Source organism: Paenibacillus dendritiformis, from assembly GCF_021654795.1.
GTDB lineage: Bacteria > Bacillota > Bacilli > Paenibacillales > Paenibacillaceae > Paenibacillus_B.
Genome location: NZ_AP025344.1, coordinates 6,149,613 through 6,170,854, shown reverse-complemented (window position 1 = coordinate 6,170,854; position 21,242 = coordinate 6,149,613). Strand labels below are relative to the sequence as shown.

The following is a 21,242-nucleotide window of genomic DNA, read 5'->3' as shown; positions in this document are numbered from 1 at the left end:
AACCGGGAGGCGTCGGTTACACTATAGGCAGAATGCTATGAGAAGGAGAGCGACGGCTCTCCTTTTTGCGAATGGACATCGCGGCATGTCCCAAGCATGTCATCAATGACAGCGCAGATGGCCAGTATGGGGAGTGAAGCAATGAGCGCACAGCCGAGTGCAAGCTACGAGGTGACCCAGGTATGTCTTCTCGCGGGGAAAATTATGCTCCAATGCGGCGGCGAGACGTACCGGGTAGAGGACACGATGATGCGGATTGCGGCTGCTTACGGCTACGAGAACAGTCATAGCTTCGTGACGCCGACCGGAATCATCTTCGCTATTGACGGCTCCGCGCCGACGACGCGGCTGTTCCGCATCGGGGAGCGGTCGACCGATCTGAAGAAGGTGACGCTCGTCAACCATATTTCGCGCAGGATTAGCGGCGACGGTCTTCCGGCGGCTGAGGCGCTGCGCTTGCTGCAGCGAATCGACAAGGCCCGCCTGGCATACCCGCTATGGCTCCAAATCGCCGCGGCAACGGTCTCCAGCGGCTGCTTCGCCATAATGTTCCGGGGCGGCTGGCCGGAATTTGTGCCCGCGATGCTGGCGGGCGGCATCGGCTTCTCGCTGCTGCTGTATGTGCACGGACTGGTGCGCATCAAGTTTTTCGCCGAGTTCCTGGCGTCAATCGCCATCGGGACGGTGTCCTATCTATGCGTCACCTATGGGCTGGGGCGCGACTTGGATAAAATTATCATCGGTTCGGTCATGCCGCTCGTCCCCGGACTGCTGATTACGAATGCCGTTCGGGATCTGATGGCCGGACATCTCGTCTCCGGCATCTCGAAGGGCGCGGAGGCCTTCCTGACGGCCTTCGCGATCGGCGCCGGAATCGCATGCGTCTTGTCCCTCGGATAAGGGAAGGAGGATGGGAATGAGCTTCATCGAACAACTGGCGGTCAGCTTCTTCGCGACGGCTGCTTTCGGTATCCTTTTCAATGTTCCGGCGAAGAATCTTGTGCAGTGCGGCTTCGTCGGCTTAATGGGGTGGCTTGTCTACCTCTCGTGTACAATGGTCGGGTTCGATGCCATTCCGGCGACCTTGATCGCCTCCTTCGTCGTGACGATGATAAGCCACGTCTTCGCCAAGAAGTACCGGACGCCGATCATTATTTTCAATGTCTCCGGCATTATCCCGCTTGTGCCCGGCGGCATGGCCTATGACGCGATGCGGCATGCGGTCTGGAATCAATACGACATCGCGGTGCAGCTTGGGGTCAAGGCGGCGATGATATCGGGGGCGATCGCGATGGGGCTGGTGTTCTCCGAGGTTATCTATCAAGTGATGAGAAGAAAGGCGGCCTAGCCTCGGCAGGCCATCGGCAGGCTGGCCGCCGGACCGCGAGCCGCCCTGCTCCTTGCGGCCGGGCTCAAGAGGTAATGAACCCGCCGCCGTTCACATGCATCGTCTCGCCGGTCACGTAGCGAGAGTCGTCGCTCGCCAGGTAGATATACGCGGGAGCGAGCTCGAACGGCTGGCCGGCCCGCTTCATTGGCGTATCCGATCCGAAGACCGCCACCCGATCGGCGGGGAAGCTGGACGGAATGAGCGGAGTCCAGATCGGGCCCGGGGCGACCGCGTTGACGCGGATGCCTTGCTCGACCAGCGAGAGGGACAATGAGCGGGTGAAGGATACGATGGCGCCCTTTGTCGACGAATAGTCAATCAAGGTCTTCTCGCCGCGATAAGCAGTAACCGAGGCAGTATTGATAATTGAGCTGCCCGGCTTCAGATGGGGCAGCGCCGCCTGCGTGACGAAGAAGAAGGAGAAGACATTGGTCCGGAACGTCTGCTCTAGCTGTTCCTCCGTAATATCAAGCAGGCTGTGCTGCGGATACTGCACGCCGATATTATTGATCAGCACATCGAGCCGTCCGAAGCGGCGCAGCGTCTGCTCCACGATGTCGCAGCACGCGGCCCTGCTGCGGAGATCGGCCTTCATCGCCAGGACACGTCCTCCCAACTGTTCGATCCGGGCGCGGGTCTCCTCTGCATCGACCTCTTCATACAGGTAAGCGAAGGCGACCGCCGCTCCTTCCTTGGCGCAAGCAATGGCCACAGCCCGCCCAATGCCGCTGTCCCCGCCCGTAATGAGCACGGTCCGATCCCGAAGCTTGCCGCTGCCGGTATAGTGCGGATTCTCCGCGATCGGCCGCGGACACATTACATATTCCAGCCCAGGCTGCTGATTTTGATGCTGGGGCGGGAACGTAATCGGCTGCTCCTCGCACTTCGTCATTGTACTGTAATAAGGATACATGGGGTAATCGTACATAGCGTTCGGATCCTCCCTATAGTTATTTGCCTAGACCATCCTATTCTGGAAGGGGGCGAGGGGTCACATATGCGGCGAGTTGCATCAATAAAGAGGGGGGCTGCACCGAGTCGCTATAGACATAAGAAAATCCTATCTCGGTAAAACCAGGATAGGATTTTGCAGAGGCTGAAAGAGTGGCAGTGAGCCTAGAGGATTGTGCTCAAAGGAGAAAGGCCACCGCGCTGATATGGACAAAACAAAACATTCAATCAAGTGAGAATACTCTTTGGAAGTCCAGAAATGTACTTTGTATTATTATCTGAGTAAGACTGCCATTATACAGTAGAGAAAGACGACCATGCTTACACAAGCCCAGAACAGGCGCTCTTTGTAGGTGGACCGATCCACAATCCCTTTGATTGTGCTGACAAAACTGATAAGAAAGCAGATGGCACTTACGAAGACGAGGAAAAAGTATAGGCCAAACAAAGTGACACCTCCGTTATAGGAAAAAGTGTGGCAACGAGCATAAACCCGTTGCCAAAGAAATTTGAATTATTCAATGTCAAACGTTTTCCCCACATCATCGGCATAATCAACGCTAATTGCTCCAGACAAGGACAGGCTTCCCGACTTTAAATCGATGCTTAGACCACTAATGCCATATTGAGTATGTGCGTAATGAGCATGCGCACTGCCCTGGAAGTAGGTGTTATTATTTAGAGTCACCCGATAAGCCATATATCCTCTATTATTTCTCACAATTAACTTGTTCCCAAGCCCATCTCTATCAGAGCCTAGCAAGTCGTAGACGAATGCCATGCCGTACGTATTATTCCGGTTGGCATCCCATTGGTAGACATCTTTCGTACCAACATAGGAAGGAGGGAGCATATTGGTATAAGTATCGTACGTATATTTAAATATTTCGCTGTTATTTACATGTGAAAAATGCTCAGGATGGGTTATGGCAACAACATCTTCTAATGTAAAATTAGGTTCAGTTAACCATTGAAATGAATTTTTAAAAAGAAATTCTTTTGGGGTCTTAGTAGAAAGTTGAGAGATGATTTGAAAGTACTTTTCGCTTTTTAAGACCAAATCTCCATCCAGTCCATTCAGATAGTTCCTATCTACTTCGGTAAAGTCCTTAATTTCTGATAGGGAAAAACCTAGATTCAAGTAACGGTTTGTGTTATCTTCGTATGCGGAAGCCACTGGAGTAAGTTGCAACAGGATGAACAATTGACAGGAAAATTAATGAAAAAGATGAAAACCTGCGCTTCATTTTCCGTACCTCCTATTATTTTTCATTCCTTATGATACTATATAAGGACATTTATGGAAATGAAATAATCTGAATCTTAATTGATATTTCGAAAATAAAATCAAAATAAGCCTGCTCCTTACCATGGAGCAGGCTTATTTCAGGGCGTCGACAAATATGAAAGGGGCAGGCCTTGTCCCGTTTTGGATGGTTCCATTACGGTCAACTGCACGCTTTTCTGCTCAGTCATAGTGTCTCGTCTTCCACTGTTCCGTTGCCTGCGCCTGCAAAACTTGATTCATGATAGATTCTAATAAGGCGCTATCTCCTCATCTCTGGTCATAGCCAGATCCTCCTTCGGCATGTTGTCTCGACAATCTTATTCTTATACGTGGATCCTTGCTGTGGCTCTTCTTTTATGCCATTTTCTTTTTACACCATGATATGGATTGAGCTTCTGAACTGAGCTATCTGCTCTGCAATACTGCAAGAATGCAGCAATTTCATTGGCACGAGTATGCGAACATAGGATTACTGCGAAAATACAGCAATAATCCCGCGGCAAGGCGCAGATAGCGTTCAAAATGGCGAAATGATGCAGTTTTACAGGATTTTCTCGGAATTTAACCTCTTGAGGCTAAAAATGCTGCGCCTATGCAGCAATTTCATGCCGTACCCGCTGGCTACAACCGCGGGCGAGATTCCTTCATGCGCGTACCGCTTCAACCGCGGACCATCTTGCTCCATGCCGTACCCGCTTGCCCTGACCTAACGGTCCTGCCTTCCCCGGCCCCGCCCTGCCTAAGAAAAAGACTGTCGACAGGACTTTGCCGACAGTCTGAAATAAGCCTGCTCCAGGGTAGGAGCAGGCTTATTTGCAGGTGAATATTTCGCTTTATTGATAACCCCAGATCATCGTGAACAGCGTACCGAATACGGTGACCAGACCGACGAACAGCGCATAGACGAGGTTCGTCATGTTGGACGACTTCGTTGTCTTGTCTTCCGTGGCGTGCATGAACAAGAACAACTGCACCGATGCCTGGATAGCTGCACAGACGAGCAGGATGGTCATTCCCATGGCGAACGACATATCCCAGAAGATGACGGCCAGCGCGACGACAGAAAGGATGAGAGAGAAGACATATCCCATCACATGACGAATCGGGAACAGTTGTTTCATGTCACATCAATCCTTTCAAGTAGACAAAGCTGAAGATGAAGATCCAGACGACGTCAAGGAAGTGCCAGTACAGCGAGAAGATGAACGATTTATTCGATGTATCCATCGTAAAGCCTTCGCGCGTAATCTGAATCATTATCCCTGCTCCCCACAGCAGGCCCAGCGTGACGTGCGCGCCATGCGTGCCCAGCAGCACGAACAAGCTGGACAGGAAGGCGCTCGTCTGCAGGGTTGCGCCTTCATGGACATAGGTTACGAACTCGGCAATCTCGACGCCGAGGAAGCCAAGGCCGAGCAGCAGGGTGATGCCGAAGAAGACGAGCGTCGGCTTCTTCAGTCCGAGACGCATGCTGTGAATCGCGAGACCGCAGGTGAAGCTGCTGGTCAGCAGCAGGAACGTCTCGATCAGGACGCCCTTCAGTTCAAAAATATCCGTACCCGTCGGGCCGCTGCCCGTACGGTTCCACAATGTCAGATAGACAGCAAAGAGGGTGGAGAAGAGGACAATCTCTGCCCCCAGGAACAACCAGAATCCGAAAATACGGTTGCTGTTCTCCTCCGAGCGATATTCAAGCGGCAGCGTGTTATCTACTTTCATGCTTGTTCACCCCGCAATCGTTGTTCCGTCTCCTGAATCGTCTTCACCGGAATGTGGTGGCCGTGATCGCGCTCGAAGGAGCGGACCGCGAGCATAATCAGCACACCCAGGCCGGCGATGATGGACGGAATCCACCAGCTGAAGACGAGGAAGAAGCCCAGGAAGAAGAAGATGACGCCCAGAATAAACGGTTGTCCGCTGTTATTCGGCATATGGATCTCTTCGATTTTGTCTTCATACAGCGGCTGTTTGTCTTTTTTCCAGAACCAGAACGCGTCCATGCTCTTCACATTCGGGATGACGGCGAAGTTGTACTCCGGCACCGGACTGTGGGTGCTCCACTCCAGCGTACGCGCATCCCAAGGGTCGCCCGTCTTGTCTCTTGGCGCGTACCGGGCGCTCCAGTAAATGTTGTACACGAGAATCGCGAAGCCGATAGCCAGACCGAAGGCGCCAATCGTGGCGATCAGGTTCAGCGGACCGAAGCCGGTCTCGGCCGAGTAGGTGTACATCCGGCGCGTCATGCCGTTCAAGCCGAGGAAGAACAGCGGCAAGAACGTGATGTTGAAGCAGATCGCGATGAACCAGAAGCTGATTTTGCCCAGACGCTCGTTCAGGCGGAAGCCGAATATTTTCGGGAACCAGTAGTACATGCCGGCAATGACCGCGAACACGGTGCCTGGAATAAGCACATAGTGGAAGTGCGCGACCAGGAACATCGTATTATGGTATTGATAGTCGGCGCTCGCCATCGCGAGCATGACGCCCGTGACGCCCCCGATCGTGAAGATCGGAATGAAGGCGAGGGCATACATCATCGGCGTCGTAAACTGTATCTTCCCTTTTTGCATCGTGAAGAGCCAGTTGAATATTTTGACGCCGGTCGGCACGGCTATCGCCATCGTCGTGACGGAGAAGAAGCCGTTGACCATGGCCCCGTGACCCATCGTATAGAAGTGGTGAGCCCATACGACGAAGGACAGGAGCGAGATGGCAACCATGCTGAATACCATCGATTTATAGCCGTACAAGTTTTTGCGCGAGAAGGTCGAGATAATCTCGCTGTAAATCCCGAACGCAGGGAGGACGACGATATAGACCTCCGGATGGCCCCATACCCAGAACAGGTTGGCCCACAGCATATCCATGCCGCCATTAGCCATCGTGAAGAATTGCGCCCCGAACATCCGGTCGAACATCATCAAGGCGAGCGCTACCGTGAGAACCGGGAACGCGAACAGGATGATGACGCAGGTGATGAGAACCGACCACGTGAACATCGGCATGCGCATCAGCGTCATGCCAGGCGCGCGCATTTTGAGAATGGTCACGATGAAGTTGACCCCGGTCATCAAGGTGCCGATCCCGGCAATCTGCAGCGCGATGGAGTAGAAGTTCATGCCGACGGTCGGACTGAACTCGACGCTCGCGAGCGGGAAGTAAGCGGTCCAGCCGGCGTCCGGCGACCCTCCGATCACGAACGAAATGTTGAACAGCATCGCCCCGAAGAAGAACAGCCAGAAGCTGACCGCATTCAAGCGTGGAAATGCGACGTCGCGGGCCCCGATCTGAAGCGGGATCACGACGTTCATTAAGCCGATAATGAACGGCATCGCCATGAACAGGATCATGATGACCCCGTGTGTCGTAAAGATCTCGTTATAGTGCTGCGCATCCAGGAACTTCATGTCCGGAGCCGCAAGCTGCGTACGCATCAGCAGGGCGTCGACGCCGCCGCGGAACAGCATGAGGAGCGCGGCGATGATATACATGACGCCGATGCGCTTATGATCGACGGTCGTCAGCCATTCGCGCCACAGGTAACCCCATTTTTTGAAATAGGTTAACCCGATGAGGATGGCGAGCGACACGATGACGATACTGGCCATCGCGCCGTAGATCATCGGTTCTCCGGTAACGAAAAATTCGTCCCATTTCATACAGATTTGACTCCTTTCTCTGCGAATCTAGTTGCCATGCTGAGAGTGCTCCGTCTGCTCATGATCCGGCTCTGAACCGTTCATCGCACCGTGATCCATATCCGAATGATTCATATTCGCATGGTCGGTGTCCGAATGCTCCGTTCCCGTGTGGTTCGTGCCGGAGTGCTCCGAATCTGCTTCCGGAGCGGTCGCATCGTCGGATCCGTGATGATGGCCTGCATGCTCGCCTTCAGGCGCAGGCTTGAAGGCCAGATGGGTTGACGAGTAGCTCTTGCGTCCGACATGCTCCGTCGCGAGCAAGGCGTCGAACTCTTCGCTCGTCAGCTCCGGCGCGGTGGTTTTCACTTCGTTCACCCATTTGTCGAAGGCTTCCGGCGACATGGCCAATGCCTCGAAATCCATGTGGGCAAAGCCCGCGCCCGAGAAGTTGGAGTTCTTGCCCATGTAGGAACCCTCATGTTCGGCGACAAGCCGTAGCTTGGTCACCATGTCGCTCATAGCGTATTTCTGCCCGCCGAGCTGGGGAATCCAGAAGCTTGTAATCGGCCCGTACGAATAGAGCCGGAACTCGACTGGCCGGTTCGTCGGAATATTGACGTAATTGACCGTCTCGACGCCTTCTTCCGGATAGCTGAAATGCCACTTCCAGTTCGAGGAGGAGGCATAGACGATAAGCGGCTTCTGATCCTCATAGCCTGCCGGCGTTGTCTCCACGGCATTGGTCGATCGAATCGTAACGACCGACAGAATGATGACGATAATGACCGGAATGAGCGTCCACGTAATTTCCAGCCATGTGCTTCCCTCCATATGAGGCGGCTCATAATCCGGCGCGGCCTTCGACGCCCGGTACTTGGTCAGCATGTAGATGTACAGGACGTAGACGACCAGCAGCACGCCCGCCATAATAAACATGGAGAAGATGATCGTGTCCGATTGGGTCTTGGCCACCGGACCTTTTGGATTCAGCACGAGCAGTGATGAATCACATCCGGTCAGCAGGATGATAAGAGATAGGAAAAGAAAAGATAGCGACCATCTCTTTTTCACAAAAATACCCCTTTCTATGTGTGATGAACTTCGCTGAAATATGTCGGGATAATGATTTCACAGTCTATGTTAGTAAGAAGGGAGTAGAAAAACAAAGCATATAGAAAACCATAAATGACATTAAATGGTTTGACATTGGATGTGAAAACCAAAAAAATAAACGATTAAATGTGATATGTGACAAAAATCACGCGTATTCGGCCGAAATCCGCCGTTTTGATTTTTGTACACATTTATGGGCGGAAAGGCCGAGTTTGCAATATTGTCACATTAGGAGGGCGCTGAAAAGTGCGGTTTTCGCGCGAAGGGGACTCGCTTTGACTGGTAATTATTTGTACAATAGTGCTGTGGCATGATCGTGCGAATCCTTGTGACATCCGGTTTTTCCGGCTCCTTGCACGAATGGGCCACCTTCGGCGCGTATCGCTCCTCATTCAATCGCGGGCTGTCATAAAATCGTAACATCCAATGAAGAAAAAATGTGTCATGGGTGGACGTTTGTATTGCCAGCAGATACAACATTGGCGTTGCGCTGAAGGCGATCTTGTTAAAGCTCTCGTTTACTGCTGAAAGGTAAGGATTGGTACTTAAAGGATATCCGGCATAGGGACGGCGGGGTCTAAAACTGGATGGAATGGAGCTGAGATCAGGATGAAGATGACCACGGAGCTGTGCAAAGCATTGAATATCGCGTATCCTATCGTCCAAGCCGGCATGGCGGGCGGGCCGACGACCGCGGATCTCGTGGCGAGCGTGTCCGAAGCAGGCGCTCTCGGGACGCTGGGCGCGGCCTATATGGAGCCGGACGATATCCGGGCGGCGATTCGGCTGATTCGCCAGCGGACCGCCAAGCCGTTCGCGGTTAATCTGTTCGCGGCCGATATGACGGACGATCCGAGCCGAATCGCCGAGGTGAACGAAGTGCTGCGCGGCATCCGATCCGAGCTTGGGCTTGGAGAGCCGGCCGCGGAGCTGCATACGCCCGATCGGTTCGAGCAGCAGATGCAGGTGCTCCTTGAGGAGAATGTGCCTGTGATCAGCACCGCATTCGGCATTCTGCCTGCCCGGTTCATGGAAGGAGTGAAGCGGCGGGGGATTCGGGTCACGACGATGGTGACGACCGTCCGCGAAGCGATGGAAGCGGAACGGGCGGGCAGCGACGTCATCGTGGCCCAGGGCAGCGACGCCGGCGGCCATCGCGGCACGTTCGACGTCGGCCTGCACCCGAACGGAGCCAATATCGGCACCTTCTCTCTCGTGCCTCAGATTGCCGACCGGGTTCGGGTCCCGGTCGTCGCGGCGGGCGGCGTGATGGACGGGCGCGGTCTGGTGGCGGCATTGGCCTTGGGCGCGAGCGGCGTGCAGCTCGGAACGAGGTTCCTGACCGCCGCCGAGTCGGGGGCCCATCCGGCCTATAAGCAAGCGCTGCTGGACAGCACGGAGGAGAGCACCGTCATTACGCGTGTGTTCTCGGGCCGGCCGGCACGGGGGATCAGCAACGCGTTTGTGCGGCGGTTCGATGAGAGCGGGGTAGAGCCGCTGCCGTTTCCGACTCAGAACTCGGCCACGAATGAGATTCGCAAGGCCGCGGCAGCACGGAATGAAGCGGACTACATGTCGCTGTGGGCCGGCCAAGCTACGCGGCTGCTGACGGACGGCGATCCGGCTTCCCGCATTGTGATGGATATCATGGAAGAGGCGCAGCGGCTGTTAAGCGGACTTCAGGCGCTGAATCAAGATTAAAACAGACTACGTCCTAGGAAGGAGATAGCGATGTACCATCTGATCGTCGAGACATAACGCTGCTGTCCTATCCGTGGCCCTCCTCCCGGAAGAAGACTCTGAACATTCAGACTTCTATCTCGGGGAGGATTCGATATGGGACGACGGACAATGCCCTTATGGAGGGCGCTAATGGATGGCAGACATGTAAATGACCGCGCACAGGCAGAGAGTCTGATTCTTGCGGGTAGCGTCTTCGTGAACGGGCAGCAAGCGGCTTATGCGGGTGAACCGGTAAAAGCGGATGCCCGGATTGCCGTCAAAGGGAGCGAAAGGAAATACGCCGGGAAGGGCGGCCTGAAGCTGGAGGGCGCGCTGCGGCATTTCCGGATCGACGTAACGGGGCGTATCGCGCTGGATGCCGGCGCTTCCACGGGCGGATTTACGGATTGCCTTCTCCAGCATGGGGCGGCGCAAGTATATGCCGTTGACGTTGGGTACGGCCAGTTGGCTGGACGCTTGCGGCAGGATCGCCGCGTCGTGTGCATGGAGAAACTAAATATTGGGCAGCTGAAGCCAACGATGCTCCAGCCAAAGCCGTCGCTTGTGACGCTGGATTTGTCCTATTTGTCGCTGAAGCAGGCAATTCCCATTGCCGGAGCTTTGATGGAACCGGACGGGCAAATGCTCTGTCTCGTCAAGCCGCTATTCGAAATAAATGACCCTGAAATACGGCGAACCGGCGTGATTGCGTCGCCGGAAGTGTATCGGGAAATATTAAGAGATCTCGTGAGAAGGGTAAGGGAGCTCGGTTACGCTCCTTCCGGCGTTACGCACAGTCCGGTCACAGGGAACCGGGGCACACGCGAGTTCTTCCTGCATTTATTCCTTCGCGGCAACGAAATGAAGCCGCTGGATGAGGACATCGATCAGGCGGTGAACGCCGCTCTGGCCATCGAAAAGTACCGAAAATAAAGCAGAACAGCCCAGCCTGGCATATTCGTGCAGGACTGGGCTGTATTTTTTAGTTCTCCTGCAAAGATTCCAGTTCATGCGCGTAAGGAATCGAGGAGATGGCTCCCTTGCGCTGAACGACCAGCGCCGAGAAGGAGTTGGCGAACCGGACGATGTCCTCCATATGGCGGATATCCTGCCATTGAGCGAGATCGAGGCGGCTGCACAGGGCGCCGATGAACGAATCGCCGGCGGCCGTCGTATCGACCGCGGTTACGCGCTTCGCCGGCACATGCGCGGCTCCGTCCGCATGGCAGATAAGCGCCCCTTGCTCGCCCAGCGTCACGATGACGTAGCGGATGCCGTACCCGAGCAGCCGGTCCGCCGCTTGGCGAATAGCATCGTCGCTGTTCGGCTCCACTCCCGTGATGATCTGCATCTCGGATTCATTCGGCACCAGAATGTCGGTAGCCCGCAGCAGCTCCTCCGGAATCACCTTGGCCGGAGCCGGATTGAGGACCGTCACTTTGCCTTGCTGCTTGGCATAGACGAACGCTTGGGTTACCGCCGGAATCGGGATTTCGAATTGGGCGATGACGATGTCCGCCTGATCGATAGCCGAGTAAGCACGCTCTATATCTTCCTCGCGGATGCTCATATTGGCGCCCGGCGTGACGATAATGGCATTTTTCCCGTCCTCTTGAATGAGAATTGTCGCTTCTCCGGAATGCACCTTCGGATCGACATCGATATGCGAGGTATCGATTTGCTCCTCCTTCAGCACTGTTAGAAGCTGATCGCCGGCTTTATCTTCACCGACCTTGCCGATGAAGGCGACCTTCGCGCCCAAGCGTGCGGCGGATACGGCTTGGTTGCAGCCTTTGCCTCCGGCGCTGGAAGAGGTGCTGATGCCATGCACCGTCTCCCCCACCATCGGAAGTCTTGCGAGCAGATGGCTTGTATCTCTGTTTAAGCTGCCCACGACACATATATGGTTCATTTTCTAACACTCCCTCCTACCTGGAGAAGATCCCTGGCGGGATCCTCTCAATCCCTTGTCCTCTTAGGCGAACATGATGAACGACAAGATGAGGCAAGAGACGACCCCGACCAGAACCGGCACGGATGTCCGTTTCACAATTTGTATCGGGTTGACCTTAATAATTGAAGCGACGACGATAATGACGGCCGCTACCGGCGAGATGGAGCGGACCAAGTTGGCAATGAGCTGCATCGGCAGCGAGATCATGACACCGCTGATCCCCAGCTTCTCCGAAATGTCCGGAATGATGTTGATCACGGAATAGAAAACGGCCAAGCCGCTGCCGCTGATGAACGTAATCAAGCCTTCGACACCTGCGAAGGTGAGCATCAGGATGACGCCGGCGCTCTCGATATGTCTAACCGATTCGATTAACATATCAATAATGCCCATCGATTTTAAGCCTTCGACCAACATACCTGCAGCGACGATCAGGGAGACGACCTGAGCCAACCCCGTTCCCATGCCGGTAAAGAAAATCGAGAGCTGTTTCGACGTCTCTTTGAAGGAACCTTTGCGAATAATCTCAATGAGCAGAGCCAACGCCATACAAATGAACGTAATTTCCACCAGCCCAAGCTTTACGCTCGTGATCAGCAATCCAAATACGAGCACGAGAACCAGCGGCAAAATTGGCAGCAAGCCGTAGTAGGCGGGCGGCAAATCCTTTTTCACGGACAGCTTTTCATCATTGATGTCCTGATGCAGGGCGCCTTGCTGACGCTTATCCATATATTTCTGCCAGAAATAATGAGCGACAGCCATAATCAGCAGCACCGGAATCGAAATCTTGGCATGATAGGTAAATACATAGTCAATAATGTCGATTCCCAGATTTTCAGCCGCGACGACGTTGTCCGCTCCCAGAGGCGTTGGAATAATCGTCGCCGTTGTTGCAATGATAGCTCCAGCCGTGAGCGAAGACATTCCCGTGTTCTTCAAGACCGGATAGAGGGTGGCCATGAGAAGAACCGCCAGGCTGGACGCGCTTGGCACGACCAGAGACAGCAGGTTGCCAAGCAGGAACACAATCGGCACAAGGATATACTGCGATTTGATGCGGCCCAATGGTTTTGTCAACAAATGCACGGCGACATCACTGGCTCCGATGTGCGTCATGTAGCTTGAAAAACCGAACAACACCATAATCGTTAACCCGACGCCGCCCAATTGTCTTACGAAAACTAACCCAATCTGTTTGAACGGATCAAGCAGGGCAAGCCCGGTTGAATCTTCAGGTGACAGAACTTGATGTCCGAGCAGCGCGGCAGCGATCATAAGCACGATACCTGCGGCCAGGAGCACAAATTTAGCGTCATAGTTCTTGGCGATCAAATACCCGGTTGCAACAAGAAGAACGATGCTGATGATGATCTCCAACACGTTGAACACGCTCCCTTATATAATAAGAAGGTTTATACGGTTTTGCCAAGGACTTCAATCGCCCACTCGCGGAAAGCGGGAACATCAATGTCCAGACATACGGTGGCGTTGCTTGGCTTGCCAAGACGGTTCGTAATATCGGTGACCGTCGTGCCGGCCGTATAAGTTCCTGCCAGCTCGATGTCGACGAAGCAGTCCTGCGTCTTGAACAATCCTGGGTTGACCAGATAGGCGATGGCGCACAGGTCATGCATTTTCAAGCCGCGGCTCTTCAGGCTGCCGCCCCGGTAATGCTGGAACAAGGAGTAGAGCATGAAGCCCGTCTTGTTCATTTCCTTTATCTTCTCCACAATCTCGGTCGTCAATGTAGCCTGGCTGGTCACGTCAAGTCCGACCATCACCAGCGGCAGACCGGCGTTGAATACGATGCTGGCGGCTTCCGGATCGGCATAGATGTTGTATTCGGCATTCGGCGTATGGTTGCCGCGGGAAGCGGAACCGCCCATCAGCACGATGCGCTCAATCTTCTCCTTGCATTCCGGGAACAGCGTCAGCAGCAGGGCCACGTTCGTAAGCGGTCCGATCGGAACGATTGTAATCGGTTCCGGGCTGTTCATAATGGTGTCGCGCATCTGCAGCACGGCATGATCGAGCGGAGTCTGCTTCGGTTCGTCGAAATCATAGCCGTCCATGCCGGATTCTCCGTGAATATGACTGGAGTCTTCGGCCGGGCGTACGAGAGGCTTGGCGGCGCCCCGGGCGACAGGCACTTCTTTGCCGAAGAACTCAAGCAGCTTCAAGGCGTTATTGGTCGTCTTGTCGAGGCCGACATTGCCCGCAACCGTCGTAATCAGCCGGACATCGATACGCTCATGGAACAGGGCGGCCGCAATGGCGACGGCATCATCAATTCCAGGGTCCGTATCCAGAATGACAGGAATTTTTTTCACAGTTTCCATGTTCAAGCACTCCTTTTGAATGTGGTGGGTTGAAAGCGGCATATGAAAACAAATCAACTGTATGTGTAACCGGTTACACACCCGACAAAGAATTTCTTCATCCCAAGCTGTCGGATGGGTATGAAGAAAAATCAGACCGGAGAGAACGCACGCTGTTTTTCTAAAGAATAGCATTCCCTGAATATGAAGTTCTATGAAAGCGGCGCGATTATCGCGTCGTCCCTCGCCGGATCAGTTCTACGGGAAGCTTGTAATGCATCGTGTCCAGCGGCTTTCTTTCGATCATTTTAATCAGCATTCGGGCTGCCAGCAGCCCCATTTCATAGATGGATTGCGCGACTGTCGTCAATTCCGGGTAGACCATCTCGCCCAGCGAGATGCCGTCGAAGCCGACAATCTGCATCCGGTCGGGAACGGGAATATCCCGTTTCTGAACGGCCCGCAGCGCTCCCATCGCCATAATATCGTTGCCGGCGAAGATACCGTCGACATCGGGGTGACGATCCAGCAAGCGATTGGCCGCTTCCGTCGCCTGATTCAGGCTGAAGTTGCCTTCGATGATGAGATCCGGGGAGAACCATGCGGCCTCCTTCACCACGTCCAAATATCCCTGGCATCGTTCATCCGCAATCGATAGCTGCTGCGGTCCCCGAAGATGGGCGATTTTGCTGCAGCCGCGATCAAGGAGATATTGCACGCCTTGCCGCGCTCCCTCCCGGTTGTCGGAGGCGACCGTCGGTATGGTATCCGAAATCGTCCGGTCCAACGTGACCACCGGAACATCCAGCAGCCGGACTTCTTCCGCCGACAGTGTATTCGATGCAAGGATGAAGCCGTCGATGTATTTCTGCTTCAATGCGTGAATATACTGCTTCTCATTGGCAGGGGTGTCGTCGGAGTTGCATAAAATGGTTGCGTATCCGTACAATTGGGTTACCTTCTCCACGGCACGGGCCAGTTCATTGAAGAACGGGTTCGTGATGTCGGGGACGAGAAGCGCCAGCATTTTCGCCGATTTTTTGGTCAAGCTTCTGGCGACGTCATTCGGAATATAGTTCAGTTCCCGAATGGCCTCCATCACTTTCTTCTCGGTGTCCTCATGGACATACCCTTTTTGGTTCAGGACCCGGGAGACGGTTGCGACCGATACGCCCGCCAATTTCGACACATCTTTGATCGTGGCCATGACGGAGTATCCTTCCTTTCTATGTGTAACCGGTTACACATCCGTTACATCACTTATCATATGTCCTGCTCATCCATTTGTCAACGATCCAAGATCTGCAAATTCCTCTTGTTTTGTCGTCTCTTCTTTTCGGAGTACCACCAACGCCCTTATAGTATGACCCGATTCGGAAGGAAGCGATGGAAAATGAGCTGCAATTTAATTCCTTTTCATTCCTCGCCTATCCATTTCTATGCGAACGAGTCGAACTGTGAAATATTAGGTCGAAGTACCTATAATTATGAAAATAAGAGGCGATTATTTTTCAAAGAAATGAATATTTTATCCCATTTGCAGTTTGAAGAAAATCCCCCAACCAGGGGATTTTTCGGGGGTTCAGGCGCTGTTGGAAGCGGAACGAAAAATTTTCAAAAAAGTGATTGACAAAAAGGAGGCTGTCCCATATATTGAGCATTGAATAGTGCTTTAGCTGGGTATGATTGGATACCGTAACTACATAGGGCACACTAATCGAAAGATTAGGCCGCAAAGCTTAGGAATCTAAAGGCCACCAGGCCCATGATCGTCCGGCTGCATTTAACAATCGTTAAATTGCAGCCGGATTTTTTTATTTTTCATAGGGCGGTTCTCCGCGGTATTTTTGGCCCGCAGAACGATATAAATAAGACGTGAGGAGGCAATTTTATTCTGCAAAGGAGGACTCAGATGAAAAAATGAGGAGGAAACTATGAAACGCCGATTCAGACTAGTAGTTACATGGTTGTGTATGTTGAGTGTCGCATTTGGGACGATTCCGGGCACGCTCGGCGCCCAGGCGGCGAGTTCCGGGGAGCTTGAGTGGCCGAATCCGGGAGCGGTGAAGCTCACGAAGGAAGCGAACCCGGTCGAAGGCAAGCTGGATGAATGGGATATTACACTGACAGTCGAAGGCAAGAACCTGAAATCGGGCTCCTCCGATGTCGTGCTCGTAATCGACAAGTCGGGAAGCATGACCCAAAAACCGAACCAGAACCGATTGCCGAAGGCCAAGGATGCAGCGAAGAAATTCGTTGACAATCTCTTGATTGAAGACTCGGACACGAGAATTGCAGTAGTGACCTTCAATAAGACTTCTGATCAGGTATCTGACTTCAAAGGCCTTGACCAGAAGACGGAATTGAAACGTGCCATTGATAATATACAGGCGACCGGGGGAACGAATATTCAGGCCGGACTGCACGAAGCTCAGGAGCTTTTAAAGACAAGCCAGGCCAACAACAAAGTGATCGTTCTGCTGAGTGACGGGGAGCCGACGTATAGTTACAAGGCGTCTACTGCAGTAAAAGGTTCATGGGGAAATAATAGCCATCAGTTTATTCTTTCTGATTTTAACGACAAAAACATTATTGGGTCGGGCTCCAGTTACAGCCTGGGCTCTAACTGGTATGGTTTGGGTAAGGAAACTTGTTTTTTGTGGAGTTGCAGCTATGAGTTTGAAATTAAAGACAATGGCATCGGCACGATTTCCGAAGCCAAGCTGGCCCATGATGCAGGAATTCATATTTATTCTATTGGGTTGGATGTTGGCAGCAATAGCAATGCCACCAATACGCTGAAAGATGTTGCCAACAAAGGCTATTATTCGGGCACCAGCGACAGTCTGGAGCGAATCTTCTCCGAACTGGCCAGCAAAATTGCCTTTGCCGCAGAGAATGCGGTAGTCACTGACCCGATGGGGGACATGTTCGATCTGAAGTTGAAGGGAAGCTCCTTCGGCCCGGACGACTACAAGGCCTCTCAAGGGGAGGTAACCTGGAACCCGCAAACCGAAACGTTTACCTGGAACATTGGCAATGTTACGGAAGGCAATCCGGCGACGCTTACTTACCGGGTCAAAATGGATCACTCCAAAAACCCGGATCCAAAACAATTGTACCCGACCAATAAGACAACGACGATGAATTACACCGATGCCAAAGGTGATCGTACATCGAAGGATTTCGAAGTGCCGAGAGTGGGCTTGGGCAAAGGTTCGATTCTCGTCAAGGCGTATAAAGTCAATGCCAACGGCAAGCCGGTCAATTCCGACGGCCAAGAAGTCGAACGCCCGGATTTGGCCCAAGAGCTGTACAGCCGCTACCACGAGGAGGATGGAAGCGACGCGCTTGAGGTTGGCAAATCCTATACCGTCCCGGCGCCAACAGTGCCAGGTTACACGTTGAGAGTTGGCGACAATCCAACGAAAGTGGATTTGACGGTTAGCAAGCCTTCGCCAATTATTTGGTTCGGTTATAACGATGTCCCTAACAAGCTGACGATTGTTCACCAATCGGGAGACAAGGTGCTGGATCGCAGCGAGGCGGACAAAAAGCCGGGCGAATCCATCGATGTAAGCAGCAAGAATTTCGACGGCTACGAGTTCTCCAATGTCGAGGTTAGTAAAGGCAGCGGACTGACTGTGGACAGCGGGCATGTAACGGGCGTGATGCCTGGCCAGGATGTAACGATTACTTTTCATTACACCGCAAATGATCAAAGCGTCAAAGTCCGTTACGTAGACCGAGCCACGGGCAAGGATCTGCTGGAACCAAGCGTGAAGACAGGGAAGACGGGAGAAACACTGACGCTGGAAGCCGCACATGTTGCGGGATATGAAGCGGAAAAACCGACAACCGTAGAATACGTGCTGAAGGCCGGCGAAAATCCGGATCATATCTTCTACTACAACGGGACAGAGCAGAGCTTGAAGGTGCGCTATGTGGACCGTGGAACCGGCAAGGAATTGCTGGTCCCAATTGTGAAGACAGGGAAGACCGGGGAAGAACTTACGCTGAAAGCCGAAGAAATTGCGGGGTATGAAGCAGAAGAGCCGACAACCGTAGAATATGTGCTGAAGGCTGAAAATCCGGATCATGTCTTCTACTACAACGGATTGGGACAGGGCGTCAAAGTCCGTTACGTAGACCGAGCCACGGGTAAGGATCTGCTGGAACCAAGCGTGAAGACAGGGAAGACCGGGGAAGAGCTTACGCTGAAAGCCGAAGAAATTGCGGGCTATGAAGCGGAAGAGCCGAAAACAGTGACATATGAGCTGAAGGCTGGCGAGAATCCGGATCACATCTTCTACTACACGGCGGAGAAGCAGACAGTCACCGTGAAGTACCTGGAGAAAGGTACGGATAAGGTACTGGCTGAAGCAACGGCGCATGAAGGCGCAACGGGCCAGACCGTAACGCTGGAAGCGAAGCCGATTCCGGGTTACACCGCAGAGAACGATACGTATGAGTATACATTCAAAGCAGGTAAGAACGAGTATACGTTCTACTATACGGCGAAGGAACAAACGGTCACCGTGAAGTACTTACTGGAAGGCACGAAGGATGTCGAGGTTGCCGCCCCGGATACATTCACAGGCCCGACGGGTTCCGAAAAGCTGCTGACCGCGAAGCCGGTAGAAGGATATGAGCCGGTTGATCCAAGTGAATATAAGTATAAGTTCACAGCGGAAGCGAACCAGGAGTACATTTTCTACTACAAGGCTCTGAAGCAGACGGTCACCGTAAAGTACCTGGAAAAAGGTACGGACAAAGCACTGGCTGAAGCAACAACACATGAAGGCGTGACGGGTGAGACCGTAACGCTGGAAGCGAAGCCGATCGCGGGTTACACCGCAGAGAACGATACGTATGCGTACACGTTCAAAGCAGGAACGAACGAATACATCTTCTACTACGCCGGAAGCAGTCAGACGCTGACCGTGAAGTATCTGGAGCAAGGAACGGAGAAAGAACTGGCAGCGGAGAAGCTGCTCGAAGGCGTAACCGGGCAGACCATCGGACTGACGGCGAAAGAAGTGGCGGGCTACAAGCCGTTGAACGCCACGCACAAATACACGTTCTCGGCGGAAGCTGACCAAGTGTATACGTTCTACTACACCAAAGATGATCCGACAGGCGAAGAGCGCACCGTAATCGTGCATTACGTCGATCGGGCGACGGAACAATCGCTGAAGGAGTCCACTTCGCATATTGGGCAAGTGGGGTCGGCGCTTACGCTGAAGGCGGAAGACATTACGGTGACGGATTCGGTCTACAAGCCGGAACGATATAGCGTCGAGTACACAGTTACAGCAGACACCGAGCAGGAGTACACCTTCTACTACAACAAAGTTAATGAGGGCGAGACGTACACGGTGACGGTTCACTATGTGGATCAAGAATCGAATCTGGCTCTCCAAGCTCCGTCCACTCATTCCGGCAAGGCCGGGGAAGTGCTGTGGCTGAGAGCGGATCAGATTACCGTTACAGACGCCGTATACACGCCGCTGAAATTCAATGAGCTTTACACGATTACGACGGCTTCTGATCAGCAGTATACGTTCTACTATGTGAAGGGCGAGCATGGCGATATTCAGCTTCTGACGGTTAACCATCTGGAAGCCGAGACGAACCATGTGCTGAAAGAATCCGAGCGAGTCAAAGGAAGAGCGGGCGAGCAAGTCCTGTACCGGACGTCTCCGATTACGGTAACGGGTGCCGTCTATCACCCTGAGCATCCAAGTTACTCGTATACATTCACTGCTGAACCGGAGCAGATGTTGAATATTTTCTACAAAAAGAACCCATCCCAGACGGAGCACAAGGTGACCGTGAAGTATCTGGAGCAGGGAACGGGCAACACGTTGGCAGCGCCGACGACGAAGAGCGGCAAGCCGGGAGAACAAGTGACGTTGACGGCAGTCCCGGTATCCGGCTATACGCCGGTGAAGTCCAGTGACACGTACACGTTCACCGATGCGGAAGGACAGGAATACATTTTCTATTACACGAAAAATTCGTCCAATCCGGATCCGGACGGCGGCAGTCCGGGAGGAAGCACCACGACAATAACGCCGTCGCCGAAGCCGCTGCCTCCGGTGCCTCCTGTGCCGCCATTGCCGCCGGTACCGCCGAAGCTGGATATGGAGAATCACTACAACTACATCAACGGCTACCCGGATGGCACGGTGAAGCCGGAGAATCAGATTAGCCGGGAAGAGGTCGCCGCCATCTTCTATCGTCTGATGGAGAATGAGAGCCGCGCGAACTATCTGACCGACCAGAATTCGTTCTCGGATGTAGCGAAGAAACGTTGGTCGAACAAACACATCTCGACGATGGAGCGGGCCGGAATCATCACCGGATATCAGGACGGCACCTTCAAGCCGGGCCAATCGATTACGCGGGCGGAATTCGCCGCGATCGCGTCCCGATTCGACAAGCTCAATGATCAAGCGAACGGCATGTTCTCGGATATCTCCGGACATTGGGCGGAGAAATATATCGTATCGGCCGCGAATAAAGGCTGGATTAAAGGTTATCCGGACGGCACCTTCAAGCCGAATCAGTACATTACGCGGGCGGAAGCGATGGCTTTCATCAACAGTGTGCTTAACCGGAAGGTGAAGGCAGCCGATATCCATGACGATGCGAAGCAATGGCCGGATAACAAGCCGGGCAAATGGTACTATACGGACGTGTTGGAGGCGACGAACCACCACGAGTACAGCCGTTCCGAGAACGGTTATGAGACGTGGGATTCCATCCAACCGGACCGGGTATACCCATAAGGCAGGCTCGCCTGCATGAACAAGAAGCTCCTTCCGAGGCCTCTGCCCGGAAGGAGCTTCTGTGTCTG

Annotated in this window: 15 protein-coding genes and 1 riboswitch; of the genes, 5 read left to right on the top strand and 10 right to left on the bottom strand. The window is 53.4% G+C overall.

Annotation, left to right across the window (positions count from 1 at the left end; translation table 11 throughout):
• The first annotated feature begins 141 nt into the window (after positions 1-141).
• Positions 142-900, top strand: a complete 759-nt coding sequence (locus L6439_RS27365; RefSeq protein WP_168181802.1) for a threonine/serine exporter family protein — start codon at positions 142-144, stop codon at positions 898-900.
• A gap of 16 nt (positions 901-916) precedes the next feature.
• Positions 917-1,348, top strand: a complete 432-nt coding sequence (locus tag L6439_RS27360) for a threonine/serine exporter family protein (protein ID WP_213470986.1) — start codon at positions 917-919, stop codon at positions 1,346-1,348.
• 64 nt (positions 1,349-1,412) lie between these two features.
• On the opposite strand, the gene L6439_RS27355 is transcribed toward L6439_RS27360, so the two are convergent.
• The 6 genes from L6439_RS27355 to qoxA all read right to left on the bottom strand — a co-directional run bounded on the left by L6439_RS27355 (position 1,413) and on the right by qoxA (position 8,341).
• Positions 1,413-2,318: an SDR family oxidoreductase gene (locus L6439_RS27355; protein ID WP_213470984.1), complete on the bottom strand. Its 906-nt coding sequence runs from the start codon at positions 2,316-2,318 to the stop codon at positions 1,413-1,415.
• Positions 2,319-2,855: 537 nt separating this feature from the next.
• Positions 2,856-3,482: a hypothetical protein gene (locus L6439_RS27350; RefSeq protein WP_213470982.1), complete on the bottom strand. Its 627-nt coding sequence runs from the start codon at positions 3,480-3,482 to the stop codon at positions 2,856-2,858.
• Between the two features lie 980 nt (positions 3,483-4,462).
• Positions 4,463-4,750: a cytochrome aa3 quinol oxidase subunit IV gene (qoxD, locus tag L6439_RS27345; protein ID WP_006679562.1), complete on the bottom strand. Its 288-nt coding sequence runs from the start codon at positions 4,748-4,750 to the stop codon at positions 4,463-4,465.
• A 1-nt stretch (position 4,751) separates the two neighbouring features.
• Complete coding sequence (qoxC, locus tag L6439_RS27340; RefSeq protein WP_168181799.1) at positions 4,752-5,348, bottom strand: cytochrome aa3 quinol oxidase subunit III; 597 nt, start codon at positions 5,346-5,348, stop codon at positions 4,752-4,754.
• The gene (qoxB, locus tag L6439_RS27335) at positions 5,345-7,288 is read right to left on the bottom strand and encodes a cytochrome aa3 quinol oxidase subunit I (protein ID WP_168181798.1); all 1,944 of its coding nucleotides are present in this window, start codon (positions 7,286-7,288) and stop codon (positions 5,345-5,347) included. Before qoxB ends, qoxC begins: the two co-directional genes overlap by 4 nt.
• A 27-nt stretch (positions 7,289-7,315) precedes the next feature.
• Complete coding sequence (gene qoxA / locus L6439_RS27330) at positions 7,316-8,341, bottom strand: cytochrome aa3 quinol oxidase subunit II (protein ID WP_213470980.1); 1,026 nt, start codon at positions 8,339-8,341, stop codon at positions 7,316-7,318.
• 651 nt (positions 8,342-8,992) lie between these two features.
• On the opposite strand from qoxA, the gene L6439_RS27325 reads away from it, so the two are divergent.
• Together L6439_RS27325 and L6439_RS27320 are read left to right on the top strand one after the other, a co-directional pair.
• Complete coding sequence (locus L6439_RS27325; protein ID WP_213470978.1) at positions 8,993-10,084, top strand: NAD(P)H-dependent flavin oxidoreductase; 1,092 nt, start codon at positions 8,993-8,995, stop codon at positions 10,082-10,084.
• 171 nt (positions 10,085-10,255) lie between these two features.
• The gene (locus tag L6439_RS27320; RefSeq protein ID WP_213470976.1) at positions 10,256-11,038 is read left to right on the top strand and encodes a TlyA family RNA methyltransferase; all 783 of its coding nucleotides are present in this window, start codon (positions 10,256-10,258) and stop codon (positions 11,036-11,038) included.
• 49 nt (positions 11,039-11,087) lie between these two features.
• Here L6439_RS27320 and rbsK read toward each other — a convergent pair whose 3' ends face one another.
• The 4 genes from rbsK to L6439_RS27300 all read right to left on the bottom strand — a co-directional run bounded on the left by rbsK (position 11,088) and on the right by L6439_RS27300 (position 15,587).
• Entirely contained in the window at positions 11,088-12,017 is a 930-nt protein-coding gene (rbsK, locus tag L6439_RS27315) for a ribokinase (RefSeq protein WP_168181794.1), read from the bottom strand.
• Positions 12,018-12,080: 63 nt separating this feature from the next.
• Entirely contained in the window at positions 12,081-13,442 is a 1,362-nt protein-coding gene (gene dcuC, locus L6439_RS27310; RefSeq protein ID WP_168181793.1) for a C4-dicarboxylate transporter DcuC, read from the bottom strand.
• A gap of 32 nt (positions 13,443-13,474) precedes the next feature.
• Positions 13,475-14,401 (bottom strand): ribonucleoside hydrolase RihC, encoded by a 927-nt coding sequence (rihC, locus tag L6439_RS27305; protein ID WP_213470974.1) that lies wholly within the window; start codon positions 14,399-14,401, stop codon positions 13,475-13,477.
• Positions 14,402-14,609: 208 nt separating this feature from the next.
• A complete protein-coding gene (locus tag L6439_RS27300) occupies positions 14,610-15,587 on the bottom strand; it encodes a LacI family DNA-binding transcriptional regulator (protein WP_213470972.1) in 978 nt (325 codons plus the stop codon).
• A 490-nt stretch (positions 15,588-16,077) separates the two neighbouring features.
• Positions 16,078-16,165: riboswitch (cyclic di-GMP riboswitch) on the top strand.
• Positions 16,166-16,314: 149 nt separating this feature from the next.
• On the opposite strand from L6439_RS27300, the gene L6439_RS27295 reads away from it, so the two are divergent.
• Positions 16,315-21,174, top strand: a complete 4,860-nt coding sequence (locus L6439_RS27295; RefSeq protein WP_237096670.1) for a MucBP domain-containing protein — start codon at positions 16,315-16,317, stop codon at positions 21,172-21,174.
• Positions 21,175-21,242 lie beyond the last annotated feature (68 nt).